This is a genomic window from Streptomyces sp. NPDC107562 (assembly GCF_055657325.1).
Genome location: NZ_JBVKBE010000016.1, coordinates 16,767 through 41,520, shown reverse-complemented (window position 1 = coordinate 41,520; position 24,754 = coordinate 16,767). Strand labels below are relative to the sequence as shown.

Genomic DNA, 24,754 nt, shown 5'->3' with positions numbered 1-24,754 from the left:
AGCGGCGGGCCCGGGCGCCGCTCAGAGCAGCGGCGCCAGGGCCCGTTCCAGATCGGCCGATTCCCGGAAGTGCACGGGCGTCATGCCGAGGGCGGCCGCCGCCTCCACGTTCTCCAGGCCGTCGTCCACGAAGAGGCACCGCTCCGGCGGTACGCCCGCCAGGTCGGCCGCGATGCGGTAGATCCGCGGGTCCGGCTTGACCAGCCCGACCCTGGCGCTGCTGACGACGTGGTCGGCGAGATCGGACAGGCCGAGCGTGTCCAGGTCCGCCTCCAGGGTCACCGAGGCGTTGCTGACCAGGACCAGCGGCATGTGGGCCCGGACCCGGCGCAGCAGCGAGACCACGGTCGCGTCGGCGTGGAAGGGCGCCTCGGCGAGCGCCTGGGCGAGGCCGTACGCCTCCGGACCCGGCGCGATCCCGGCGAAGCCGGCCACGATCTGCTCGACCCACTCGCACATGTCGATCCGGCCCAGCATCAGGGGCAGGTCGGTCTCCGGAGCGAACGCCACCTTCATCGTGATGCCCTCGGAGAGCCCCGCGGCGCGCTCCAGCGCGGTCACCCGGGAGGCGTCGTAGAAGCGGATCACGTTGTCGACGTCGCAGAGCACCGCGTCGAAGGGTCGCCGCCCACGGGTGTCAGTCACCGGAGACAGTGACCTTCTCGTCGTTCTTCAGCTGCTCCACCAGCGTCTTCACCTTGTCCTTGTCCCACAGCAGGTTGCCGCCGGAGCTGCCCGCGAGGGGCATGTTCATCGACTTGCCGTCGCCGCCGCTGACGCCCTTCATCGCCCAGAACATGTCGGCGAGGTCGAACAGGCCCGTCTCCTTGTCGACGATGAGCGAGTCGAGGCCGGCGCCCAGGGTCGGGTACAGCGCGAAGGGGTTGAGGACGGTGCTCGGGGTGGCCACCTGGTTGGCGAGCGCGGAGAGGAACTTCTGCTGGTTCTTGGTGCGGTCCAGGTCGGAGCCGGCCAGCGCGTAACGGGTGCGGACGAAGGCGAGGGCCTGCTGGCCGTCGAGGACCTGCTTGCCCTTCTTCAGGTCCGCGCCGGACTTGCTGTCCTTGATGTCCTGCGGGATGTCGATCTCGACACCGCCGACCGCGTCCACGATGTTCGCGAAGCCGGCGAAACCGATCTCGACGTAGTGGTCGATGTGCAGCCCGGTGTTGAACTCGACGGTGCGCACGAGCAGTTCGGGGCCGTCCTCGGCGTACGCCGCGTTCAGCTTCACGTGCCGCCCGGTGCCCTGGTACGTCTTGCCGGACTCGGAGCCGACGAAGGTCGGGATCTCCACGTCCGAGTCACGCGGCAGTGAGATCAGCGTCGGGGCGCCGCCACCGGTGTGCAGGATCATCATCGAGTCCGTGCGCTTGCCCTCGGCGGAACCGGTGTGCAGGTTCTTCTTCTGCTCGCTGGTCATGCCCGCACGGCTGTCGGAGCCGACGATGAGGTAGTTCGTGCCCTCGCCCGCCTCCGGCCGGTCGATCACCTTGGAGAGGTCGACCTCGCGGTTGAGCTTGGAGTCGGCCCAGAAGTAGGTGCCGACCAGGGTGACGACCAGCACGGTGACCAGGGTGATCGATGTCACCTTGATGCGGCGCCGCCAGTTCGGCGCGGGCCGCGGCGCACCGCCGCCGTAACCGTCGCCGGGGTCGCCGGGGCCCCGGCCGCCCGGAGTGCCGTAGACCTGGCCGGTGTTGTAGCCGCTGTCGTAACCGTTGCCGTAGGGGTCCTGGGGGTCGTGCCCCTGCCCGTCGACGTACGACGGCTGCTGCGGGACTCCGTAGGGCGGTGCCTGGCCGCCGGGCGGTGCCGCCGGGCCACGCCGGACCTGGCGCATCACGCGGGCGCTCTCAGGCTGCGCGCCTGCGCTGCCGCGTCCGTACCGGTTGCCGCGGGCGTCGTCGGACCATCCTTGGGGCCAGTCATTCATGCGCCCCAGTGTGCAGGGCAGGGACATGTGCCTTACAAGGTTCGGCGGAAAATCACAGCGGTGCTGTTGCCAAGCTGACACAAATTCCGCGCCTCCGACCTCGGCATAAGGTGGAGGCCATGACAGACCAGGCCAGCGCCCCGGAGCCGGAGACCCCGGACACTCCGGACATCCCGGGCAAGCCCACCTCGGCGTCCCGGACCACTCTCAGCCACATCATGACCCACAGCGACACCAACCTGCTGGGTACGGTGCACGGCGGTGTGATCATGAAACTCGTGGACGACGCGGCGGGCGCGGTGGCCGGCCGGCACAGCGGCGGTCCCGCCGTCACCGCGTCCATGGACGAGATGGCCTTCCTGGAGCCGGTCCGCGTCGGCGACCTGGTCCACGTCAAGGCCCAGGTGAACTGGACCGGCCGGACCTCGATGGAGGTCGGCGTCCGGGTCCTCGCCGAACGCTGGAACGAGTCCGCGCCGGCCACGCAGGTGGGCTCCGCCTACCTCGTCTTCGCCGCCGTCGACGCCGACGGAAAGCCCCGCCGGGTGCCGCCGGTCCTGCCGGAGACCGAGCGCGACAAGCGCCGTTACCAGGAGGCCCAGATCCGCCGCACCCACCGGCTGGCCCGCCGCCGGGCCATCACGGACCTGCGCGCCAAGCGCGCCGCGGAGGGCATCGAGGACTGACGGGCCCACAGGCCCGACGGGACACCGCCCCGGACGACGACGCGAAGCGCCGGACGGGCCCGCAGTGCCCGCCGCGAAGTGGCCTCTACCGCGCGACGCCCGGCACGCGCCTCTCGCCGCAGTGCCTGCCGCGAAGTGGCGTCTGCCGCGTCGGCGCCCGGCACGGCAGACGCACGAAAGGGCGCGCCGGACGCCGCGTTGCCGTCCCCCCGGACGACGACGGCGCGTTCGCAACGCCCTAGGAGCACTTCACCTCGTCGCCGCGCACCACTCCGAACTCCCCCTCGCGTACGTCCGCCGCCTTCACCTTCCGCACCTGCCGGTAGTCCGTTCCGACGATCACCTTGAGCGTGGCCCCCTGCCCCTTGACCGCCCGCAGTTCGCTGCCCGGCAGGGCCGCCGCGAGCGACTTCGCGGAGCGGTCCCAGCGGGGGTCGTAGGCGACGATCGTCCGGCGTACCGACTGCGTGGCGGAGTTGGTCGGTCGGCGGGTGGTGCCGAAGCCCGTCGCGGCGAGCGCGGCGTCGGCGCGGCGGCCGAGGCCGGGGGTGCTGGTGCCGTTCTCCACCTGGACCCGGATCTGCTGGGGTGCCACGTCCACGCGCAGCGTGGTGTCCCTGGGCCGGTCCGCGGCGAGCGGCTTGTCGTCGCGCAGGGCGGTGAAGAGGCGGCCGGACTTCACCGGGTCCCACTTCAGCGTCGAGCCGATGCCCTTCACCGCGTATCCCATCCTGCCGAGGGGGACCGTCGTGAACTCCGAGGAGGACGGGGAGAAGTTGCGCATCGCCCGCCCCAGGTCGAGCAGTTCGTCCGTGCCGAAGCCCTTGTCCGCGCGCACCGAGCCCAGCACCGCCCGGGTCACGTCCCGGAACTTCATCGGGTTCAGCAGCACCCCCGAGGACGTCGACTGGTCGATCAGCCCGGCCAGGAAGTGCTGCTGGCGCTGCATCCGGCCGAGGTCGGAGGCCCCGTCGACGTAGCGGGCGCGGACGTACTGCAGGGCCTCGCCGCCCGAGAGCCGGTGCGTGCCGGCCGTGAGGTCCAGGCCGGTGTGGGAGTCCTTCAGCGGGCGGGCGGTGCAGACCTTCACCCCGCCCAGGACGTCCACGGTCCGCATGAAGGTGGTGAAGTCGATCTCCAGATAGTGGTCGATCTTCAGCCGCGTCATGTGCTCGACCGTCCGCACGGTCAGCTGCGGCCCGCCCTCCGCGTAGGCCGCGTTCAGCTTCACCGGGTGCGCCGCGTGCGGTTTGCCGCTGTTGCGGTCGGTGTGCGGGGGCAGTTCGGCGTACGAGTCGCGCGGCAGGCTCACCACGCTGGCCCGCTCCCGGTCCTCCGAGATGTGCACGATCATGATCGTGTCCGTGCAGTGGCAGGGCGCCCCGCCGAGGCGGTATCTGCGCCGCTCGGCCTCGGAGATCTTGTCCCGGCCGTCGGTGCCGACCAGCAGCACGTTCATCCCGTGCCCGGCACGCGGCCGGTTCTTCATGTCCTTGAACGGGTCGACCCGGGCGATCCCCGCGTCCAGGCTGCTGACCACCGCGTGCCCGATCCCGGCCGAGGCGAGAATCACCACCGAGAGCGTGGTCACCGCCCGCATGGCCCAACGCGGCTTCCTGCGCCGTACGGGTGGCCGCACCGCGCGGCGCGGCTGCGGACGGTGCTGCGGGCGGGCAGGGGACCGAGGCGGCGAGGCGGGCATGGGAAAACCTCCGCTGGAGCGGGCGCTACGGCCGTACGTGGGATCATCAGCACCGTAGGCCCATACGATCTGTGGACCGGTGCACCGCCACGGGCGGGGCGGCTCGCTGTCCCCCGTTCGCGGTAACGTGAGCCCCCTATGAACGCGAAGCCCGACGTGCAGCTCCCCGCCGTGTCCGTGATCATGCCCGTCCTCAACGAGGAGCGGCATCTGCGCGGCGCCGTCCACGCGATCCTCGCCCAGGAGTACGCCGGCGAGATGGAGGTCGTGATCGCCCTCGGTCCCTCCGCGGACCGCACGGACGAGATCGCCGCCGAACTGGTCGCCGAGGACCCCCGCGTGCACACGGTCCCGAACCCGACCGGCCGGACCCCCGCCGCGCTGAACGCCGCGATCAAGGCCTCCCGGCACCCGGTCGTGGTCCGCGTCGACGGCCACGGCATCCTCTCCCCGAACTACATCGCGACCGCCGTACGGCTCCTGGAGGAGACCGGCGCGCAGAACGTCGGCGGCATCATGCACGCCGAGGGCGAGAACGACTGGGAGCACGCCGTCGCCGCCGCGATGACCTCGAAGATCGGCGTCGGCAACGCCGCGTTCCACACCGGCGGGCAGGCGGGCCCCGCCGAGACGGTGTACCTCGGCGTCTTCCGCCGTGCGGCCCTCGAACAGCAGGGCGGGTACAACGAGGAGTTCATCCGCGCCCAGGACTGGGAGCTCAACTTCCGGATACGCGAGGCCGGCGGGCTGATCTGGTTCTCGCCCGAGCTCAAGGTGTCCTACCGGCCGCGGCCCAGCGTCCGGGCACTGGCCAAGCAGTACAAGGACTACGGCCGCTGGCGGCACGTCGTCGCCCGCTACCACTCCGGCTCCATCAACCTGCGCTACCTCGCGCCGCCGACCGCCGTCTGCGCGATCGCCGCGGGCCTGGTCGTGGGCGCCGCCCTGACGCCGTGGGCGTTCCTGATCCCCGGCGGCTACGTCGCGGCGATCGCGCTGGGATCCGTACCGGCGGGCAAGGCCCTGCCCCTGAAGGCCCGGCTCCAGATCCCCCTCGCCCTCGCCACGATGCACATGTCGTGGGGGTACGGCTTCCTGACCAGCCCCAGGTCCCTGGCGAAGCGGGTCATCGCGTCCCGCCGCCCGGCCGTGCGGGACTCCGCCACCGCGTGACCGTCGGGGGGCGTGCCCGCGGGCCCGCCCCCGGCGCGCCTGCTACCAGCGGTAGGGCGCGTAGACGTCCATGCACTTGCTGCGGTCCGACCCGTTGAGCGCGTCCGCCGACTCGGGCAGGTCCCCTGCCTCGGGCTTGCGCTGCTTCGGGTACGTCGTGCCCTCGCGCCAGTCGGCGCCCACGACGAGCGTGACCCCGCTGACGTCGGTCGACTTCTGCACCGAACTCAGGGGGATGCCGAGGGACTCGGCGACCCGCGCGGCGTCACCCTCCAACTCGGCGCTCGGATAACGCACGACGGTCTTCTCCACGGACAGCCCGCCGGTCATGTCCGCCGACGCCCGGGTGAAGCCCTTGGCGACCAGCGCCCCCGCGAGCGTGCCGGCCCGCCCGTCGACCGCGCCCTCGGACGTGGACCGGGTCGCGTTCTGCACCAGGACGCCGATCTCGGCGTCGTCGGCGGCCGGGTCGCCGGACGGCGCGGCGGGGCTCCCGCCCTTGTCCGCGGGCTTCTTCGAGGTCCGCTTGCCGTTCTTGTCGAAGGGCACGTCGTCGCGGACCATCGACCAGATCTGCTCGGCGTCCGCCCCGGCCGGCACCAGATGATTGGCGTCCTGCGGGTCGGCGACGGTCGGCATGGTCGTCATGGTGATGCGGTTGGTCGGCACCGTCTTCAGTTGCATGCCGAGGTCGTACAAGTCCTTGACCGTGCCGATCTCCTCGGAGACCTTGAGCGCCTTCGTGGCCGTCTCGGCGAGGTTCATCAGCCGGCCCGTGTCCGTGAAGACGTTCTGCTGCTTCAGGGTGCGGATCATCGAGTTCATGTACATGTGCTGGGCCTTGGAGCGGCCCAGGTCGCTGTAGAAGGCGTGCCGGGTGCGCAGCCACTGCAGTGCCTGCTTGCCCTGCACCTTCTGCGTGCCGGCCTCCAGCTTCAGTCCGGAGCCGCCGGGCACGCCCGGCAACGGGCGGTCCCACACGTTCTGCTCCACGCAGACCTCGACGCCGCCGACCGCGTCGGCCATGTCCACCACACCCGCGAAGTCGATCGTCATCCAGTGGTCGATGTAGACCCCGGTGAGGTTCTCCCAGGTGGTCAGCGTGCAGCCGGGGCCACCGCGGGCGAGGGACTCGTTGATGATCCGGTTGGTCGCCTGGTAGGTCTCGCCGGTCTCCGGGTCCGTGCACGCGGGGATGTCGACCCGGGTGTCACGCGGAATGCTCACGACCGACGCGTTCTCGCGGTCCGCCGAGAGGTGCACCAGCATCTGCACGTCCGCGCGCGGCTTGCCCCCGACGCTGCTCTTCGAACCGCCGAGCTTCAGGTTCTCCGCGCTGTTCCGGCTGTCGGAGCCGATCAGCAGGATGTTCAGCGGCGTCTGTCCGGCCGCGTTCGGCCGGGGCCGCTCGGCCTTCGAGTCGCCGCCGCTGCGCCGGCCGGTCTCCAGGTTGTCGTTGAGATGCCGGTAGTAGAGATAGCCCGCGCCGGCGGTCCCGAGTATGACCACCGACAGCACGGTCGCCGACCAGCGCAGGACGCGCCGTCTGCGAGGCCGTCGCGGGGCGCCGCGGCGCCCCCCGCGCCGCCCGCCCCCGCCACGCCGCCCGTGGACGTCCGCCCCCGGCGCGGCCGTCGTCTCCTCGTCCCGTGTGGTGAGGGTCCCCGTGCCCGTGCCCTCCACCGCCGGCACGTCCTTGCGCACACTGCTCTGCGCCACCTGCCTGCCCTCCCACCCCTGCGCCCATCAAGAACGGGTCCGCCCCGCGCCAAGTCAGACGCACGACGGACCCGTTGGGTTACCCCTCAATTTCCTATTCGGCGCACTTGACCTTGTCCGCCGTGGACTTCTCGACGTCCGGCGCCTTGGCCGGACCGGAGACGGGGGTGCCCGCACCCTTGAAGTCCTTGCCGAGCGTCAGCGTCATCGTCGGCAGGCCCTGGGCGTTGGTCACGCTCTCACCGGGCTTCATCGCCGAGCCGGACAGCCCCAGGATCTCGGCCAGCCTGCGTGCCTGGTCGGCCTGGTCCGGCGCGTACTCCAGCGTGGTCCTGCCCAGCTCCTGCTCGGCGTTCCCGGCGTTCTCGGACTTGGACACGCCCTCCTCCAGCTGCAACCAGCTGAGGGTCTCCGAGGCGCTGCCCGAGGGGGCGCCGCCGTTGAGGATGCGCACGCGCACCTCGGACGGTTCGGACTTGCTGCCCTTGAGCCGGGCCGCCACGGCGGCCTTCTCCTTGGCCTTCTGCTGCTTGACCGCGGTGAAGGAGACGTCGTTGTTGATGGCGTCGAAGACGGCGGGCGCCTTCGACTCGTCCACCACGACGGTCGCCTTCACCGTCTCGGCCGGGTTGTCGACGACCGGCACCGTGGTGAACGTCAGGTTCTTGGTGTCGAGCTTGCCCAGCTCCAGACCGAGGTCCTTGAGCTTGCCGATGCTGTCCAGCTGGGAGTCGACGGTCAGCGCCTTGGTGCCCGTCTCGGCCAGCTTCAGCATCTTCGACGGATCGGTGAGCGTGTCGTTGGACTTCAGCTTGCGCATCAGCGCGCTGAGGAACTGCTGCTGGAGGTTGATGCGGCTCAGGTCGCCGCCGGTGCCGACGGAGTGCCGGGTGCGGACGAAGGCGAGTGCCTGCTCGCCCTGGATCGTGTGATTGCCTTCCGACAGCTTGAGCTTGGAGTCCGGGTCGTCGATGTCCTTGGCCAGACACACCTCGACGCCGTCGACCGCCGTCGTCAGCGTCTTGACCGCGTTGAAGTCGGCGACCATGAAGTTGTCCGGCGTGATCCCGGTCAGCTCGGTCACCGTGCGCATGGTGCAGGACGGCGTACGACCGCTCTGGCCGAGGCTCGTGTTGAAGCGGACGCCCGGGGTGCCCGGGATCACCTCGGAGCTGCCGTCCTCCTGGGTGGTCGGACAGTCCGGCACGTCCACGATCAGGTCACGGGGGATGCTCAGCGCGGTGGCGTTCGAGCGGTCCTTGGAGACGTGCAGCAGGATCGTGGTGTCCGCGTGGCCGGGGCTGCCCGAGTCGCCGTAGGCCTCGTTGCCCGCGCCGGTGCGCTTGTCGGTTCCGATCAACAGGATGTTGATGGCCTTGTCCTTCTGGAAGCCACCGGTGCTGGCACCGTCGTCGGCGACGGAGGTGATGTTGCCGTTGAGGTGCTCGATGTAGAGGTATCCGGCACCTGCCCCCGCGACGAGCAGGAAGGCCAGGACGCCGCCGGTCCACAGCACTGCCTTCCTCGCCTTGGTCTTCTTCGCGGGCCGGCGCCCGCGCCGCCCGGCGGCCGGCTCGGGAGCCGGGGTGCGGCGTCTGCGCTGCCCCGGCACCTCACCGCGGTCCGGCGCGTTCTGCTTCTCGGCGCCGGCCTGCTCCCGCGCGCTCTTCTCCCGCCCGGCGGGCGATGTCCGGGCGCGGGGTGCTGCGCCGGAACCGCGGTTGCCTGCTCGGCGCGGGCCGGGAACCGTTGACTGCGGTGCGGAAGGGCCCAGTCGCAGTTCGTATTCGCCGGTGTTCGGATTGAGTACCCACTGGTCTGCGGGATCGATGTTCTCCGCCCGCCCACGGCCTTGCGCGTCCACGGTTGCCTGAATCCTCCGTCGGGGCCACGCGGCGCCTTCCCCCTTGAGGCGCTCGGTCTCGTACAAACCTCGTACACAGTGCGCGACCCCGGAATGACTGCGTGGCCGGGGGCCGGGTGCACCGAAGCGCTCACACTATCCGCCCAGTTCAACGTCGAGCGACGACGGTGACAAATTCCACGTTCCTACAACTGGGCAATCCGCCCATTTCCCGGAACTAATGTCCTACGGCACCGCACTCGCCTTACCGGCAGTCGTCCTCGGCGGCGGTCTTCCCGCTGAACGTGGGTGCCGGAGAAACAGGAGAAAGGACGGAATCGGCGTACGCACCGTAACCGTTCGACTGCGAAACCGTACCGCCGTTCCCCTCGTACGCGCTTCCGGCGAAATCCAGGACGGTTTTTCCGGAGACCTCCACCGGCGCGTCGGAACGGAGCCGCTCGAAGAGGCGCTCGGCCGCGGGCTCCATCAACTGGTCGCGATTGGCATTGCCCTCGTACGACTCCCGCGGCACCGTGAGGAACTGCACCTGTTCCGTGGGGATGTCGCGCAGACCCCGGACAAGGTCGTACAAACCACGCAGACTTGCCAGGCCCGGGTCCGTGGTGAGCGCCGACGTGGCCGCGTCCAGGACGGGATACAGCTTCACGGGGTTCAGCAGCACGTCGTTGCCGCGCAGCTTCTGCACCAGGGCCGCGAGGAATTGCTGCTGGCGCTCCATCCGGTCGGTGTCGCTGCCGTTGCCGAGGGACTTGCGCACCCGGACGTAACCGAGGGCCTGCTCGCCGTCGAGCGTCACGAGGCCGGCCGGCAGCCGCAGCTTGGCCTCCTTGTCGACGATCGGCTCGGCCACACAGATCCGTACGCCGCCCACGGCGTCGACCAGCTTCTTGAACCCGCTGAAGTCGACGACCACGTGGTGATCGATGCGGATGTCCGTCATCTGCTCGACGGTGCGGATGGTGCAGGCCGACCCGCCCGTCTCGAAGGCGTAGTTGAACATCGCGAACATCGGCTCGCTGCGCTTGCCGTCCGGACGCCGGCAGCCGGGCACGTCCACCATCAGGTCGCGGGGGATGGACACCGCGGTGGCGCTGCTCCGCCCGGCCGACAGGTGCAGCAGGATGGTGGTGTCCGAGCGCTCGGTCCCGGTGTCCCGGCCGTACGCGCCGTTCTCCTCGCCCGCCCGCGAGTCCGATCCGATGAGCAGGATGTTCTGCGCGCCCCGCACCAGCGCGGTCGGCCGCTCCCGCTCGTAGCGCGCGAGCTCGGCGGCCGCGGCCTCGTCGGGTGTGATGTTGCCGTCGAGCTTCGTGTAGACGATCCATCCGGCGACCAGCGCGCCGGTCAGGATCCCCACCATCCCCACCGTCCCCCCGCAGGTCCAGCGCCGTCGGCGCCGGCGTATGAGCCCGTCGCCGCTCGCGGAGGCCCCGGCGCCCGGCCCCAGGGACACCGCCGGCGTGTTGTCGTCCGGGCCCCCGGATGGCATGCCTGCGGTGTCCCTCACGACGGAATCCACCCCTCATGGAGTACGAGCGTGTACGAACGGTCCAGCGTGTCGTGCTGCCCTTACTGCTCCTACGACCATGACCCGGATGGGGTGGGGGCGCGGGTGGTGGTGGGCCGATCGAGTGACGCCCGGGTACCTGGGGAGAGCGCCGCGAGGAGGTGGGGGAGGGGTCGTTCCCGCAGGTGGCGTGAGGGGTGCGCGCCCGGCCCGCTAGGGCTTGTCCTGGCGGGCGGTCGCCGTGACGCGTTCGGCCTCGATGCGCTTGGCCAGGGACTCGCCGTCCAGCCGGTCGAGATTCCGGCAGAGCACCAGGGACCCCCCGGCCGCGAGCGGGGCGTACAGCCCGGCGCTCAGTCCCTCCCAGGTGTCGTACGGCAGGGCGGACAGGATCCGCGAACCGGGCCCCGTCAGATCCAGCCCGGGTGCGTCGGCGGACGCCCGCTCCACGACCTCGGCCCCGGTGTACTCCGCCCCGGCCACGATCAGCGCGGGCGCCTCCGGGTCGACCGGCGCGTACGGCGCGAACCGGTCGCCGTGGCTCGGCACGTCCACGGCATAGTCGGCGTATCCCTCGGGCGGCGAGGGGAAGCGCCGGCCCAGCGGGGCCAGCGACAGCGCGTACCGCTCGCCGCGGCAGGCGAGACCGTCCTCGAACCGGCCGGGGCCGGCCACCACGAAGTCCGCCCGCGACGGATCGCCGTCCATGTCCGCGAGCACGCCCGCCGACGAACACGCCAGCAGCCACACGGCCGTCTGCCAGTGCGCGGGCAGCAGCAGCGCGATCCGGTCGCCGGGCTCGGCCGACAGCCCGTCCTGGATGAGGTTCGCCGTCTTGGCCACCCAATTGGCGAAGGTGGCCACGGACAATTCGACCCGTTCTCCGGTGGCGTCGTCGTAGAACGTGACCAGGGGGCGCGCGGGGTCCGCGGCGAGCGCGGAACGCAGCAGGTCGGCAGGGGTGCGATCGGTGGCGTTCACCCGCGCAAGCGTACGCGCGCGGCCGGGCGGGCATCGAGTGGCGGGGCCACCGGATCGGGCGAACGGCGTCCGACGGCGTGTCAATTCCGCGATGGACAGATTTGTACGGCTATGTCCAGGATCAGGAGCATGCGTGGACTCCTTGCTTCCTCCATCGGCGTGACGTGTGCCGCCGCCCTCTCCCTTCCTCTGACCCTGCCCGCCACCGCCGTTGCGGCGCCGGGCACCGAGCCCGGCCGACTCGTCGGCCGGTCCGTGCAGCCCGGAGCGCCGGGCAGCACCCAGTCCCTGCCCCTCGCCCCCCTGACCGATGAGCGTGCCCCCGGCGCGCCCGCCGCGCAGGGCCTGCCCCGCCAGGACGTACGGCGGTTCTCCCTCGTCGGCGTCGTCTGGGACGACCCGGGCGCCGCCCTCCAGGGCCGCGTCCAGGTCCGTACGCGGGCGGCCGGAACCGGCGCCTGGTCCGGCTGGCAGGACGTCGAGACCCACACCGGCGAGCACGCCCCCGACCCGGGCAGCCCCGAGGCCACCTCCGGCCGCCTCCGCGGCGCCACGGCACCGCTGTGGGTCGGCGACTCCGACGGTGTCGAGGTGCGCGTCCGGCCCGAGGCCCCGGCCGGGCGCACGGCCGTCGCGCTCCCCACCGGCCTGCGCCTCGAACTCGTCGACCCCGGCCGGGCGGAGAGCACCGGCACAACGGCCCCGCGCACCGACGCCGACGACGACCCCCCGCTCACCGGGCCCCTCAGCGCGGAGACCGCCGCGTCCGCGGAGCCCAACGCCCTGCTCGCCCCGCTCGGCGCCACCGAGATCCCGGCGCTCGGCCGGGCGGACACCGAGGACGAGCTGTTCGTGCTGCGCGCCAACGAGATGACGCAGGAACAGCTCGCGCAGCCCCACATCGGCCCGCGTCCGCGCATCACCACCCGGCACGGCTGGGGCGCGGACGAGAAGGTGCGCGAGAAGGGGTTCCTCTACACCAAGACGGTCAAGGCGGCCTTCGTGCACCACACGGCCACCGGGAACAACTACACCTGCGCACAGGCCCCGTCCGTCATTCGCGGTATCTACCGCTACCACGTCGTGAGCATGGGCTGGCGCGACCTCGGCTACAACTTCCTCGTCGACAAGTGCGGAAACATCTACGAGGGACGCGCCGGGGGCGTGGCGAAGGCGGTCATGGGAGCTCACACCCTCGGGTTCAACAACGACAGCACGGGCATCGCCGTTCTCGGCACGTTCAACACCGCTTCACCGTCTGCGACGACGGTGAAGGCCGTGGGGCAGTTGGCGGCCTGGAAGCTCGGGCTCTTCGGAGCCAATCCCGGAGGGAAGACATCTCTGAAGTCCGGGGGTGGCAACCTCTACAAAAAAGGTACGAACGTACGACTGAACGTCATCTCAGGGCACAGGGACGGTTTCGCGACGGACTGCCCTGGAGGGGTTCTGTACGGCAAGCTCGGATCCATCCGTGAGCAGGCGTCACGTCTCCAGGGGCGGCCGTGAGGGTCGGGAGGCGTTTCGCGGGGTTTCACGGATCTTACGGATCGCACGGATCCAAGGGACCAAGACATGGGGCGGACGTGTTCTCAGGGGGGCTTTCGGTGAGGGCGTACGGCCGTCGAAGGCACCGGACATCGGTCTGCATACACTGGCCGGCCGAAAGACAGTTCGGCCGGTCCCGGCAGGAAGCAGAGACGACAGGTGACAGAAGCGATCCTCCTGGTAGGCGGCAAGGGCACCCGGTTGCGCCCGCTCACGGTGCACACGCCCAAGCCCATGGTCAGGGCGGCGGGGGTGCCGTTCCTCACGCACCAGCTGGCGCGGGCGAGGGCGGCGGGCGTGGAGCACATCGTGCTCGCCACGTCCTATCTGGCGGAGGTCTTCGAACCGCACTTCGGGGACGGCTCGTCGCTGGGGCTGCACATCGAGTACGTCACGGAGGACGAGCCGCTCGGCACGGGCGGCGCGATCCGGAACGTGGCGTCGCGGCTGCACTCCGGTCCTGACGATCCGGTCCTCGTCTTCAACGGCGACATCCTGACCGGGCTGAACATCAGGGCGCTGGTGCGCACGCACGAGACGACCGGCGCGGACGTGTCCCTGCACCTGACGCAGGTGACGGACCCGCGGGCCTACGGGCTGGTGCCGACGGACGAGACGGGGCGGGTGACGGCGTTCCTGGAGAAGCCGCAGACGCCGGAGGAGATCGTCACCGACCAGATCAACGCGGGCGCGTACGTCTTCCGCCGGTCGGTCATCGACACGATCCCGGCGGGCCGGCCGGTGTCGGTGGAACGGGAGACCTTCCCCGGCCTGTTGTCGGCGGGCGCGCATCTGCAGGGGATGGTCGACTCCACGTACTGGCTCGACCTCGGCACGCCGGCGGCGTTCGTACGGGGCTCGGCGGACCTGGTGCTGGGGCGGGCGCCCTCGCCGGCGGTGCCCGGGCGCTGCGGCGACCGTCTCGTCCTGCCCACGGCGCGGGTGGCGCCGGACGCGAAGCTGGCCGGCGGGACGGTGGTGGGCGAGGGGGCGTTCGTCGCGGAGGGCGCGCGCGTCTTCGGCAGCACGATCCTGCCGGGCGCGGTGATCGAGCCCGGCGCCGTCATCACCGACTCGCTCATCGGGAACCGCGCCCGCGTCGGCCGCCGCTCCGTCCTGACCGGCGCGGTCATCGGCGACGGCGCGGTGGTCGGCCCCGACAACGAACTCCGCGAGGGCGCACGCGTGTGGTGCGACGTGCGGATCCCGCGGGGGGCGGTGCGCTTCTCGTCGGACCAGTAGGCACGCGGGGGCCGGGCGTGTGCGACGGTGCGTGATCTGCGGGCAGTCGTGCCGCCTGGGGCGGCACGGGTGGGCGCGGGCGGCACCCCGTCGCGCCGGGCTGCGCGACGCCCCGGCCTCCGCACCGGTATCGGGTCACGCCTCGGGTCCGCGACCGCTACAACCGGCCGATGTCGACGCGAGGCATCTTCGGTGCCCGCCTCGGAGGCACCCTGCCGCTCAGCAGGATGAGCCGTGCGGCCCGGTGCCGTTGCCCGGCGTAGGGTTCCAGCAGGGACAGCATCACGGAGTCGTCGGCGTCCCGGTCACCCGCCAGTGCCCAGCCGACGATCCCCGGCAGGTGCAGATCCCCGACGGTCACCTCGTCCGGCGCTCCATGGCTGCGCTGCACGGTCTCCGCCGACGTCCACGGCCCCACTCCGGGGACGACCTCCAGACGGGCCCGCGCGGCCGCGGGTTCCATGCCCGTCGCCTGTTCCAGCCGCGCGGCGACCCGTACCGACCGCAGGATCGTGGACGCCCGCTTGTCGTCGACACCCGCCCGGTGCCACTCCCAGGAGGGGATCAGCGCCCACGTCCGCGGCGCCGGCATCACCCGCATGCCCCCGGGCACCGGCCCCGGCGCGGGCTCGCCGAACTTGCGGACGAGCAACCGCCACGCCCGGTACGCCTCGTCGGTCGTGACCTTCTGTTCCAGGATCGACGGGATCAACGACTCCAGCACCAGCCCGCTCCGCCCCAGCCGCAGCCCGGGCCGCCGGTGCCGCGCCACGGCCACGATCCGGTGCCGTGGCGCGAAGAGGGACGGGTCGTCCGAGGCGCCGAGGAGGTCGGGCAACTGGTCGAGGAGCCAGTCCGCACCGGGGCCCCACGCCTCGCCCCGCACCTGGCCGTCGCACGCCGACACCCGCAGTGTCCCCGGCCCGGCCGGCGTGCGGCACGCCCGCCACACCGACCCGTCGGGCGTCGTGCGGAACGTCGGGTCGCCGGGGCCCCGCCGCAGCGGTCCCAGGGCCAGCCCCGGTTCCAGCGGGCCGTCGGGCGTCCAGGTCCGGACCCGGGCGCTCGCCCGCGCCGCCTGCCGCGGCACGCCCGCGGGCACGGCGACCTCCCCGCCGCGCACTGTCGTACGCGTGGGACGAGGAGCGAAGCGGCCGGCCACGGATGATCCCAGGGGAGAGAGGACAAGGTGCCCTATGAGGGTAGGCGCCCGAGGGGCATGGTCACCGCACCTCGATGAACGCGCCCGCGTCCCGGTCCGGTCGCGGGCGCGGCTCCTCCGCCGGATGGCCGACCGCCACCGCACCCATCGGGTCCCAGTCGCCGGGCAGCCCCAGCACCTCGCGGACCACGTCCCGGCAGAACATCGTCGACGACACCCAGGCCGAGCCCAGCCGCTCCCCGGCCAGCGCCACCAGGAAGTTCTGTACGCCCGCCCCGGCGGCGACGACGAACATCTCCCGCTCGGCGCCGTCCCGCCGCGGATCCCCGTAGGTGTGCGAGCCGTCCATGACCAGACACGGGACCACGAGGTACGGCGCGTTGCGCAGGACGTCCCCACGCTTGACGCGCTTGGCGACGGACTCCTCGCTCTTGCCGTCCCGCCGCAGGTCCGCGATCCAGGCGTCCCGCATCGCGTCCAGCAGTCCGGCCCGCGCCCCGGGGGACTCCAGCAGCACGAAACGCCACGGCGTCGTGTGGTGCGGCGCCGGTGCCGTCACGGCCGCGGCGACCGCCCGGCGTACCGCGCCGGGGTCCACGGGCTCGTCCGTGAACGACCGGACCGTACGCCGCTGGGTCACGGCCTCGCGCACCGCTTCCGAGGTGCCCAGCCGGAACATGTCGTCGCGTGCGGCGCGCACCAGGGCTCGCGCCCCTTCGCCGTCCTCCTCGGACACGGAGTGCGCCAGACCGCGCACGACGGCGACCGGCAGCCCGGCGGCCTTGCCCTTGACCAGGTCGCCCGCGGCGGCGAGTTCGTCCGCGGTGGCGACGACGGTGGCGTTGAGCGGATTGCCGTGCGCGTCCACGCCGCCGCGCAGGTCGTCGAGCACCCGCACACCGGCGGCGCCGATCGCCACGTCCGTGAGCCCCGCGCGCCAGGGCCGCCCGAAGGTGTCGGTGACGACCACGCCGACGTCGACACCGAGCGCGTCCCGCAGGCCCTCGCGGATCGCCCGCGCCGAGGCGTCCGGGTCCTCGGGGAGCAGCAGCACCGTCCCGCCGGGGGTGTTGGAGGCGTCGACGCCGGCGGCCGCCATGACCAGGCCCTGCCGGTTCTCCACGATGCGCAGCGGCCCGCGCCGGGCCACCACCCGCACCGTCTCGGCGTCGATCGCGGCCTCCCGGTCGTCCGCCCGGACGATCCGGCCCTCCGCCTTGGAGACGATCTTCGAGGTGACCAGGAGCACGTCCCCGTCGGCCAGGGCCGGTTCGGCGGCGGCGATCAGCTTGGCGAGGTCGTCGCCCGGCGCCACCTCGGGCAGGCCGGGCACCGCCCAGACCCGGTAGCCGCTCATGAGGTCCGCACCTCCTGCGCCAGCGCCAGCGCGTCCCGCGCCATCTGCGCGGCCGCCTCCTCGTCGGTCATCATCAGCGGTACGGCCCGGCAGCGGATGCCCGCCGTCTCCACCCGCTCCACCACGCCCGCGTCCACGGTGTCCACCAGCCAGCCGTCGAGCAGCCCGGAGCCGTAGTGCTCGGCGACCGCCGCCGCCGTGGCCTCCACGCCGATCGCGGCGAGCACCTTGTCGGCCATCCCGCGCACCGGCGCGTCGCCGACGATGGGGGACAGGCCGACCACCGGCACGCCCGCGTCGGCGATGGCCTCCCGGATGCCGGGCACGGCCAGGATCGTGCCGATCGAGACGACGGGGTTGGACGGCGGGAAGAGGATGACGTCCGCCTCCGCGATCGCCTCCAGCACGCCCGGCGCCGGCTTGGACTGCTCGGCGCCGACGGGCACGACCGCGTGGGCGGGGACCGAGGCCCGCAGCCGGACCCAGTACTCCTGGAAATGGATCGCCTTGCGCTCGCCGTCGAGTTCCACGGCGACGTGCGTCTCGACGCGGTCGTCCGTCATCGGGACGAGCCGCACGCCGGGCTGCCAGCGGTCGCAGAGGGCCTCGGTGACCGCGCTGAGCGGGTATCCGGCGCCGATCATCTGCGTCCGCACGATGTGCGTGGCGAAGTCCCGGTCGCCGAGGCCGAACCACTCCGGCCCCACGCCGTACGCCGCGAGCTCCTCCTTGAGATGGAAGGTCTCGTCGGCCCGCCCCCAGCCCTGCTCCTCGTTCATCCCTCCGCCGAGCGTGTACATCACCGTGTCGAGGTCCGGGCAGACCTTCAGCCCGAAGAGGTGGATGTCGTCACCGGTGTTGCCGATGACGGTGATGTCCGCGTCCGGCACGGCCCGCTTCAGACCGCGCAGGAACCGGGCACCGCCGATGCCGCCTGCCAGAACCACAATCCGCATGGAGCAAGTGTTGCAGGCGGGTACGACAGCGTGGCACGCGGTTACGGGAGCTCCGCGAGGGCCGTGCACTGCGGGGTGTGCATCGGCATCGCGGTGAGGCCCGGGTGATAGACGTGCAGGCTGACCGCCGGTTCGAGGGCGTCGTTCAGCACCTCGTGCACATAGCCGGGCGCGAACACCCGCTGCGCCCCCGGCTCCCACGCGCGCGCGGTGTGCTCGGTCCGCTCGGTGAGGGTGCCCTCCAGGACGGTCAGGACGCCGGAGGAGGAACCGTGGTCGTGCAGTCCGCTGCGCTGGCCGGGCAGCCAGGACAGCAGCCAGACCTCGTACCCCGGGCCGGTGTGCAGCCGGTGGTACCAACGGCTGGTGGCGTCGTACCGGACGAGGTGCTCCCACTGGGCGCGGTCGGCCGCGATGGAACGGGCCAGGCCGACGAAGTCGGCGACGGTGGCCGGGTGCGCGCGCGGGGCCTGGAGCAGGTGCGGGACTTCGAGGATGTCGCCGGCGATCTGGAGGTCGCTGTCGCTGTTCATGGGTGCGGTGGTTCCTCGGCGGGAGAGAGGTGCGGGGGCTGGATGTCACGACCGTCCGCCCGGGTCACGGGCGGGAGGGGGCGCCCGGGTGCGGGCGTGGGGAACAGCAGCCGAGTCGCGGTGGACTCAGGGGCAGCCGGAGCGCGTGGGGCTCAACAGCTGGAACAGCGACAACAGCTACGGCGAGCGTGGGCAGCACCGAGGGACCCGGCGGAGCGGGTCGAGGTGGGCACCAAGTTCGCGAGCATGCCCACTAGGACAGCGGGTCACACCACCACTGTCAACTCGACGCCCGATATGTGGGACATGTTTCACCTCTTCCGGTTCATCGTCCAGATGAAAGGTTTGCTCATGCGTTGACCGGGACACATGGCGCACAACCGGGCGCGCAGGCCTCGTTGCGATCCCGTGATCCGAATGTGATCCGGTTCGCTTCGATGCGCGTGTCGGAACGAGATCGAGCCACTGGGCGTCCTTCTCCGTACAGGGTGCGCGTGAGGCCGACGGCCTCCCGGGCCCCGAAAGCGTGTCAAGGTTTATGGCGATTTGAACACTTTCCGCACGGCCTTGGTTCCGCAGAGTGAATAAGGGGCTCAATAGCAGATCTCGGCTTGACTCGCCCGGAGCAGCACACTTGTAATTTCACTCGTGTCGTTCAGCCGGAATCGGTAACGGCTACATCACGGGGACGCGAAAGACAGACGAGGGGCGCACATGACCGAGCTGGTGCAGCAACTGCTGGTCGACGACGCGGACGAGGAACTCGGCTGGCAGGAGCGCGCGCTGTGCGCCCAGACCGACCCCGAGTCCTTCTTCCCCGAGAAGGGCGGCTCGACCCGCGAGGCCAAGAAGGTCTGTCTCGCCTGCGAGGTCCGCTCCGAATGTCTTGAGTACGCCCTGGCCAACGACGAGAGATTCGGCATCTGGGGCGGTCTGTCCGAGCGTGAGCGCCGCCGACTGAAGAAGGCGGCCGTCTGACACAACGGCACACGTCGTCCTCGTGCACACGGGGCGAACGGCCCGTCGCGGGTGGGTTGTCCACAGGCGGCGGGCCCTCGTCATGGGCAGCCGATAGTGTGGGCGCTCGTCCGAGACACCCAGCCGCCCTCAAACGGCTCAGGTGTCCACCGCAGTCCACCGAACCGGGGCCCGTACCTCGATGTCCGTGCACAGCCACACGGCAGCCCACCACGATGCCGCTGCCACACCAGAGTTCCCGCGTCATGTGGTGACCGCGGTCCTCGTCTCCCACGACGGCGCCCGCTGGCTGCCCGACGCGCTCGCCGGGCTGCTCGGCCAGGAGCGGCCGGTCCAGTTCGCCATGGCCGCCGACACCGGCAGCGCCGACGACTCGGCGCAGCGGGTCGCCGACGCGCTCGGCCCGGACCGGGTGCTGCACCTCGCCCGGCGCACCGGCTTCGGGCAGGCAGTCGAGGAGGTCAACCGCACGGCGCCGCTGCTCACGCCGCAGGAGCTGCCCTACCTGAAGCGGCCGAGCGGCTGGGACCCCGTCACGCGCAGCTGGCGCGACGACGCCTACGACATGCCCGAGCTGCCGCACGGCGAGCCGGTGCAGTGGCTGTGGCTGCTGCACGACGACTGCGCACCCGAACCCGACGCGCTGGCCGAGCTGCTGCGCGTGGTGGAGAACGAACTCGAGCTCGGCCGCGACGACGTGGCCGTGGTGGGCCCGAAGCTGCGCGGCTGGTACGACCGCAGGCAGCTCCTCGAAGTCGGCGTCAGCATCGCCAACTCCGGCCGCCGCTGGACCGGCGTGGACCGCCGTGAGCAGGACCAGGGCCAGCACGACCACGTCCGGACCGTGCTGTCCGTGTCCACCGCCGGGATGCTGATCCGGCGTGACGTCTTCGACGAGCTCGGCGGATTCGACCGCCGGCTGCCGCTGATGCGTGACGACGTCGACCTGTGCTGGCGCGCCCAGGCCGCCGGGCACCGCGTCCTCATCGCCCCCGAGGCGGTCGTACGCCACGCCGAGGCGGCCTCCCGGGAGCGGCGCGCCGTCGACTGCGCGGGCCGCACCACCGCCTCCCCGCACAAGGTCGACAAGGCCGGCGCCGTCTACACCCTTCTCGTCAACGCCCGCTCGGCCACGCTGCCCTGGGTGCTGCTCCGCCTGGTGCTCGGCACCCTGCTGCGTACCGTCGCCTACCTCGTCGGCAAGGTGCCCGGGCAGGCGGTCGACGAGATCCGCGGTCTGATGGGTGTCCTGCTGCGGCCCGAGCGGATCGTCGCCGGCCGGCGCAGGCGCGGCCGGCCCGTGGTCGACAAGGGCGAGCTGCGGCCCCTGTTCCCGCCGCCCGGCGCGACGGTGCGGGCCACCGTCGAACAGGTCGCGGGCAGCTTCCTGAGCAGCTCCGACCCGGAGGTGACCTCCGGCGCCGGACGGCACGGCGGCGCGGTCGAGTCCGGGCCCGGCGGCGACGACGCGGACTTCCTGGAGATCGAGCAGTTCGCCCGCCTGAAGCGCATCGCCCGCAACCCCGCCCCGATGCTCTTCCTGGTCCTGCTGTTCGTCTCGCTGGCCGCCTGCCGCGAACTCCTCGGCGGTGGCTCCCTCGCGGGCGGCGCCCTGCTGCCCGCACCCGCCGACTCCGATCAGCTGTGGTCGCGCTACCTCGACTCCTGGCACCCGGTGGGCGCCGGCGGCGACGGCTCCGCGCCGCCGTACCTCGCCCTGGTGGCGATGCTCGCCTCCACGCTGTTCGGCTCCACGGGCCTCGCGATCACGGTGCTGCTGGTCTGCTCGGTGCCGCTGGCGGGACTCACCGCGTACTTCGCCTCCCGCCCGCTCGTCGAGTCCCGGCTGCTGCGTGCCTGGGCCGCCGTCGCGTACGCCTTCCTGCCCGCCGCCACCGGCGCCCTCGCCGGCGGCCGGCTCGGCACCGCCGTCCTCGCCGTGCTGCTGCCGCTCCTCGCGCGCGCGGCCGTCGCCGCGAGCGGCCTCGCGAACACCTCCGGTGCGCGCGGCAGTTGGCGCGCCACCTGGGCCTACGCCCTGCTGCTGACGGTCACCACCGCCTTCACGCCGATCGTGTGGCCCGTGGCGCTGCTCCTCGGCGCCGGGCTGCTCGTCGTGCGGCGCGGCGACATCGCCGCCTACGGCCTGCGCTTCCTGACCCAGCTGGGCACGCCCCTGCTGGTCCTCGCGCCCTGGTCGCTGTCCCTGCTGCCGTTCGGCTTCTTCCGCGAGGCCGGCCTGGAGTACGGCGACTCGGCCGCCTCCGCCCTCGACCTGCTCGGCGCCAGCCCGGGCGGGCCCGGCACGGTCAGCGGCCTGATACTGATCGGCATCGTGCTGGCCGCGCTGGCCGCCCTGTTGCGCGACGAGCGCCGGCAGGGCATCCGGTCGGCCTGGGTGGTCGCCCTGGTGGGCCTGTTCCTCGCGGTGCTGTCCAACGGCTCCGCCTGGGCCGGCCCCGCGACCCTCGTCTACGGCCTCGCGCTGCTGACGGCCGCCGTGCTCGGCGCCGAGGGGGCACGCACGCGCGTGGCGGAGCAGAGCTTCGGCTGGCGCCAGCCGGTCGCCGCGCTGATCGCCTTCGCCGCCGCCGCGGGCCCGCTGCTCGTCGCCGCCGGCTGGATGCTGCGCGGCGCCGACGGGCCCGTGGAGCGCCGCGACCCGGTGCAGGTGCCCGCGTTCGTCGCCGAGGAGAGCGGCACGCGCGACCAGGCCCGCACCCTCGTCCTCGACAGCGACTCCACCGCCCACGTCGGCTACACCCTGGTCCGCGGCTCCGGCGCCCGCCTGGGCGACGCCGAACTCGCCGCGGCCGACGGCGGCAACGCCACGCTGGACAAGGTCGTCGCCAACCTCGTCGCCGGTTCCGGCGCCGACCAGGCCGACCAGCTCGGCGACTTCGCCGTGCGTTACGTCCTCGTGCACCGGGGCGCGCCCCGCGAGGTCAGCCGGGTCCTCGACGCCACGCCCGGCCTGAGCCGGCTCAGCCAGCAGGACGGCGGCGCCCTGTGGCGGGTCGACCGCCAGGTCGCGCGCGCGGTGGTCGTCCCGGCCTCCGGCTCGGGTGCCCCGCAGCCGGTCGCCGCCGGGCCCGTCGAGATCCACACCGACGTCCCCGCCGGTGCCGACGGCCGGATCCTGCGTCTCGCGGACGCCGCGTCCGACGGCTGGACGGCCACCCTCGACGGCGCGCCGCTGACCCGGACCACCGTCGACGGCTGGGCCCAGGGCTTCGAACTCCCCGCCGGCGGCGGCACCCTCGACGTCACCTACGACGACCCGATCAGCCACACCGCCTGGCTCTGGGCGCAGGGCTTCCTCGCCGTCGTCCTCGTGGTGCTCGCCCTGCCCGGGCGCCGCCGCGACGTCGACGACGACCTGCCCGAGGAGCCCGTGATCCCCGCGCAGGCGATGGAGGGCGAGGGCCGCCGTGCCCGCCGTCTGCGCGCGCAGGCCGAGGCCGAAGAGGCCGCCCGGGACGAGGAGTTCCCGCCTCCCGCCGAGGAGGAGACCCCGGTGCCGGTGCCCCGGCAGCAGTCCTACGACATGGGGGTCCCCCCGGACGAGGACGTTCGCGCCTGGGGCGGTGACACCACGAGCCACGCGGGCGCCGAGTACGGCACGTACGGCGGCGAGCAGCACCAGGACGCCGGCCACCAGTACCCCGCCGACGGCTACGGGCAGCCGTACCAGAACGAGCAGTACCAGAACGAGCAGTACCCGAACGAGCAGTACCAGAACGACCAGTACCAGGCGGACCCCTACCAGGGCGGGCAGTACGACCCGTACGCGTACGGGCAGCAGCAGCCCGGGACGTACGAGCAGCCCTACGACCAGTACCCGCAGGGCTACGACCCGGCGTACGACCCGGCGCAGCAGCAACACCCGCATGGCAGCGGCAACGAGCGCCCCGACGGGAGTCAGCAGTGAACCGCACCACCCTGTCCCTGATCGCCGGCGTCGGCGCGCTCGCGGCCCTCACCGGGTTCGCCACGCTCGTCGCTCCGGAGGCGACCGGGAAGGACACCGCCAAGGCGGCGGCCCAGCTGCCCGTGGAGCGGTCGAGCCTGGCCTGCCCCGCGCCGAGCACCTCCGACCTCGCCGAGACGACGTACTCGTCCTTCACCCCGGTCACCGAGGGCACGGGAGCCGAGGGGGCGGGCGAGCTGCTGCCCGCCACCGACGGCAAGGCCGCGAAGCCCGTGCTGAAGCCCAAGGAGCCGGGCTCGCCGGTGTCCGGGGACAGTTCGGGGGGCGAGGCGCCCGCGCTGATCGGCACCGCGGAGGGGAAGTTCGCGCCCGGCTGGACCGTGCAGCAGACGACCGAGGTCACGGCCGGCGCGGGACGCGGTCTGCTCGGGGTCAACTGCTCCGCGCCGGACACCGACTTCTGGTTCCCGGGGGCCAGTACGGCCGCCGGGCGGACCGACTACGCGCACCTGACCAACCCGGACGACTCCGCCGCCGTGGTGGACATCGAGCTGTACGGCAAGGACGGGGAGCTCCAGTCCACCGTGGGTGAGGGCATCACCGTCGCCCCCCGCTCCAGCGAGCCGATCCTGCTGTCGACGCTGACCGACGCCGAGGAGGCCGACCTCACGGTCCACGTGAACGTGCGCAGCGGGCGGGTCGGCGCGGCGGTGCAGGCGCTGGACGACGAGGCGGGCGGCGACTGGCTCGCGGCGGCCGCGGATCCGGCGGGGAGCCTGGTCGTCCCGGGTATCCCCAAGGACGCGACGTCGGTGCGGCTGATCGCGTTCACGCCGGGGGACAGCGACGCGGACCTCAAGGTGCGCCTCGCCTCGCCGAACGGGCTGATCACACCGGCCGGCAGCGAGACGCTGCACGTGAAGTCGGGCGCGACAACCTCCGTCGACCTCGGCGACGTCACGCGCGGCGAGGCCGGTTCCCTGGTCCTGACCCCCTCGGACCAGGCGGTTCCCGTGGTGGCCGCCGTGCAGGTGGTGCGCGGGAAGGGCGCCTCCCAGGAGACGGCGTTCATCCCCGCCGCACGGGCCGTGGGCACGCGCGCCACCTCGGTCGGCAACACCGCGAAGGGCGTGACACTCTCGCTGGTCGCGCCGGGGGAGTCGGCCCAGGTCAAGGTCACGGCGTCGGCGGGCACCGAGGGCGGCGAACCGGTCTCGAAGACGTACGCGGTCAAGGCGGGTACGACGCAGGACGTCGAGGTGCCCGTGCCGAGCGGCCTGAAGGGTACGTACGCGCTCACCGTGGAGCCGGTCTCGGGCGGTCCGGTCCACGCCTCGCGGACCCTCACCGCGACGCAGGACGGCGTCCCGGCCTTCACGGTCCAGACCCTGCCCGACGACCGGGGGACGGTGGCCGTCCCGGAGGCCGAGCAGGATCTGTCGGTGCTCCAGAAGTGACGAGCAGGGCGCCGCGCGGGCC

At 72.4% G+C, this 24,754-nt stretch carries 18 protein-coding genes; 7 read left to right on the top strand and 11 right to left on the bottom strand.

The annotated features are described in order from the left end of the window. Positions 1-21: 21 nt before the first annotated feature. Together ACZ7LV_RS32560 and ACZ7LV_RS32555 are read right to left on the bottom strand one after the other, a co-directional pair. Positions 22-645 (bottom strand): HAD family hydrolase, encoded by a 624-nt coding sequence (locus ACZ7LV_RS32560; protein WP_471944690.1) that lies wholly within the window; start codon positions 643-645, stop codon positions 22-24. Beyond that, the gene (locus ACZ7LV_RS32555) at positions 638-1,936 is read right to left on the bottom strand and encodes an LCP family protein (RefSeq protein WP_471944688.1); all 1,299 of its coding nucleotides are present in this window, start codon (positions 1,934-1,936) and stop codon (positions 638-640) included. The genes ACZ7LV_RS32560 and ACZ7LV_RS32555 overlap by 8 nt, the downstream gene beginning before the upstream one ends. A gap of 119 nt (positions 1,937-2,055) precedes the next feature. On the opposite strand from ACZ7LV_RS32555, the gene ACZ7LV_RS32550 reads away from it, so the two are divergent. After that, on the top strand, positions 2,056-2,622 hold the full coding sequence (locus tag ACZ7LV_RS32550) for an acyl-CoA thioesterase (protein WP_471944687.1): 567 nt from the start codon (positions 2,056-2,058) through the stop codon (positions 2,620-2,622). A 238-nt stretch (positions 2,623-2,860) separates the two neighbouring features. Here ACZ7LV_RS32550 and ACZ7LV_RS32545 read toward each other — a convergent pair whose 3' ends face one another. Beyond that, on the bottom strand, positions 2,861-4,324 hold the full coding sequence (locus tag ACZ7LV_RS32545) for an LCP family protein (protein WP_471944685.1): 1,464 nt from the start codon (positions 4,322-4,324) through the stop codon (positions 2,861-2,863). A 138-nt stretch (positions 4,325-4,462) separates the two neighbouring features. On the opposite strand from ACZ7LV_RS32545, the gene ACZ7LV_RS32540 reads away from it, so the two are divergent. Next, positions 4,463-5,497: a glycosyltransferase family 2 protein gene (locus tag ACZ7LV_RS32540; RefSeq protein WP_471944683.1), complete on the top strand. Its 1,035-nt coding sequence runs from the start codon at positions 4,463-4,465 to the stop codon at positions 5,495-5,497. A 42-nt stretch (positions 5,498-5,539) separates the two neighbouring features. On the opposite strand, the gene ACZ7LV_RS32535 is transcribed toward ACZ7LV_RS32540, so the two are convergent. The 4 genes from ACZ7LV_RS32535 to ACZ7LV_RS32520 all read right to left on the bottom strand — a co-directional run bounded on the left by ACZ7LV_RS32535 (position 5,540) and on the right by ACZ7LV_RS32520 (position 11,571). Beyond that, positions 5,540-7,216 (bottom strand): LCP family protein, encoded by a 1,677-nt coding sequence (locus tag ACZ7LV_RS32535; RefSeq protein WP_471944681.1) that lies wholly within the window; start codon positions 7,214-7,216, stop codon positions 5,540-5,542. A gap of 94 nt (positions 7,217-7,310) precedes the next feature. After that, positions 7,311-9,080 (bottom strand): LCP family protein, encoded by a 1,770-nt coding sequence (locus ACZ7LV_RS32530; RefSeq protein ID WP_471944679.1) that lies wholly within the window; start codon positions 9,078-9,080, stop codon positions 7,311-7,313. 244 nt (positions 9,081-9,324) lie between these two features. Next, positions 9,325-10,572, bottom strand: coding sequence for an LCP family protein (locus ACZ7LV_RS32525; RefSeq protein WP_471944920.1), 1,248 nt, complete (start codon positions 10,570-10,572; stop codon positions 9,325-9,327). A 231-nt stretch (positions 10,573-10,803) separates the two neighbouring features. After that, a complete protein-coding gene (locus tag ACZ7LV_RS32520) occupies positions 10,804-11,571 on the bottom strand; it encodes a TIGR03089 family protein (protein WP_471944677.1) in 768 nt (255 codons plus the stop codon). Between the two features lie 129 nt (positions 11,572-11,700). On the opposite strand from ACZ7LV_RS32520, the gene ACZ7LV_RS32515 reads away from it, so the two are divergent. Together ACZ7LV_RS32515 and manB are read left to right on the top strand one after the other, a co-directional pair. Further along, on the top strand, positions 11,701-13,077 hold the full coding sequence (locus ACZ7LV_RS32515; protein ID WP_471944675.1) for a peptidoglycan recognition protein family protein: 1,377 nt from the start codon (positions 11,701-11,703) through the stop codon (positions 13,075-13,077). 198 nt (positions 13,078-13,275) lie between these two features. Continuing rightward, positions 13,276-14,358, top strand: coding sequence for a mannose-1-phosphate guanylyltransferase (manB, locus tag ACZ7LV_RS32510; RefSeq protein WP_401681317.1), 1,083 nt, complete (start codon positions 13,276-13,278; stop codon positions 14,356-14,358). Positions 14,359-14,515: 157 nt separating this feature from the next. On the opposite strand, the gene ACZ7LV_RS32505 is transcribed toward manB, so the two are convergent. The 4 genes from ACZ7LV_RS32505 to ACZ7LV_RS32490 form a co-directional block, all read right to left on the bottom strand. After that, positions 14,516-15,520, bottom strand: a complete 1,005-nt coding sequence (locus ACZ7LV_RS32505) for a DNA-3-methyladenine glycosylase family protein (RefSeq protein ID WP_471944673.1) — start codon at positions 15,518-15,520, stop codon at positions 14,516-14,518. Positions 15,521-15,581: 61 nt separating this feature from the next. Beyond that, the gene (locus ACZ7LV_RS32500; RefSeq protein WP_471944671.1) at positions 15,582-16,877 is read right to left on the bottom strand and encodes a coenzyme F420-0:L-glutamate ligase; all 1,296 of its coding nucleotides are present in this window, start codon (positions 16,875-16,877) and stop codon (positions 15,582-15,584) included. Further along, entirely contained in the window at positions 16,874-17,833 is a 960-nt protein-coding gene (cofD, locus tag ACZ7LV_RS32495) for a 2-phospho-L-lactate transferase (RefSeq protein ID WP_471944669.1), read from the bottom strand. The genes ACZ7LV_RS32500 and cofD overlap by 4 nt, the downstream gene beginning before the upstream one ends. Before the next feature lie 41 nt (positions 17,834-17,874). Then, positions 17,875-18,366, bottom strand: a complete 492-nt coding sequence (locus ACZ7LV_RS32490; protein ID WP_471944668.1) for a cysteine dioxygenase — start codon at positions 18,364-18,366, stop codon at positions 17,875-17,877. 714 nt (positions 18,367-19,080) lie between these two features. Here ACZ7LV_RS32490 and ACZ7LV_RS32485 point away from each other — a divergent pair. From ACZ7LV_RS32485 to ACZ7LV_RS32475, 3 genes are all read left to right on the top strand, one after another. Further along, positions 19,081-19,344 (top strand): WhiB family transcriptional regulator, encoded by a 264-nt coding sequence (locus ACZ7LV_RS32485; protein WP_003975777.1) that lies wholly within the window; start codon positions 19,081-19,083, stop codon positions 19,342-19,344. A 181-nt stretch (positions 19,345-19,525) separates the two neighbouring features. Then, positions 19,526-23,275, top strand: coding sequence for a glycosyltransferase family 2 protein (locus tag ACZ7LV_RS32480; RefSeq protein WP_471944666.1), 3,750 nt, complete (start codon positions 19,526-19,528; stop codon positions 23,273-23,275). Continuing rightward, complete coding sequence (locus ACZ7LV_RS32475; protein ID WP_471944664.1) at positions 23,272-24,732, top strand: DUF5719 family protein; 1,461 nt, start codon at positions 23,272-23,274, stop codon at positions 24,730-24,732. Before ACZ7LV_RS32480 ends, ACZ7LV_RS32475 begins: the two co-directional genes overlap by 4 nt. The last annotated feature ends 22 nt before the right edge of the window (positions 24,733-24,754 follow it).

Coding starts and splice junctions, on each gene's coding strand:
- ACZ7LV_RS32555 (WP_471944688.1), bottom strand. CDS start 1,936: ATGAATGACTGGCCCCAAGGATGGTCCGACGACGCCCGCGGCAACCGG.
- ACZ7LV_RS32550 (WP_471944687.1), top strand. CDS start 2,056: ATGACAGACCAGGCCAGCGCCCCGGAGCCGGAGACCCCGGACACTCCG.
- ACZ7LV_RS32545 (WP_471944685.1), bottom strand. CDS start 4,324: ATGCCCGCCTCGCCGCCTCGGTCCCCTGCCCGCCCGCAGCACCGTCCG.
- ACZ7LV_RS32540 (WP_471944683.1), top strand. CDS start 4,463: ATGAACGCGAAGCCCGACGTGCAGCTCCCCGCCGTGTCCGTGATCATG.
- ACZ7LV_RS32525 (WP_471944920.1), bottom strand. CDS start 10,572: ATGCCATCCGGGGGCCCGGACGACAACACGCCGGCGGTGTCCCTGGGG.
- ACZ7LV_RS32515 (WP_471944675.1), top strand. CDS start 11,701: ATGCGTGGACTCCTTGCTTCCTCCATCGGCGTGACGTGTGCCGCCGCC.
- ACZ7LV_RS32500 (WP_471944671.1), bottom strand. CDS start 16,877: ATGAGCGGCTACCGGGTCTGGGCGGTGCCCGGCCTGCCCGAGGTGGCG.
- cofD (WP_471944669.1), bottom strand. CDS start 17,833: ATGCGGATTGTGGTTCTGGCAGGCGGCATCGGCGGTGCCCGGTTCCTG.
- ACZ7LV_RS32490 (WP_471944668.1), bottom strand. CDS start 18,366: ATGAACAGCGACAGCGACCTCCAGATCGCCGGCGACATCCTCGAAGTC.
- ACZ7LV_RS32485 (WP_003975777.1), top strand. CDS start 19,081: ATGACCGAGCTGGTGCAGCAACTGCTGGTCGACGACGCGGACGAGGAA.
- ACZ7LV_RS32480 (WP_471944666.1), top strand. CDS start 19,526: ATGTCCGTGCACAGCCACACGGCAGCCCACCACGATGCCGCTGCCACA.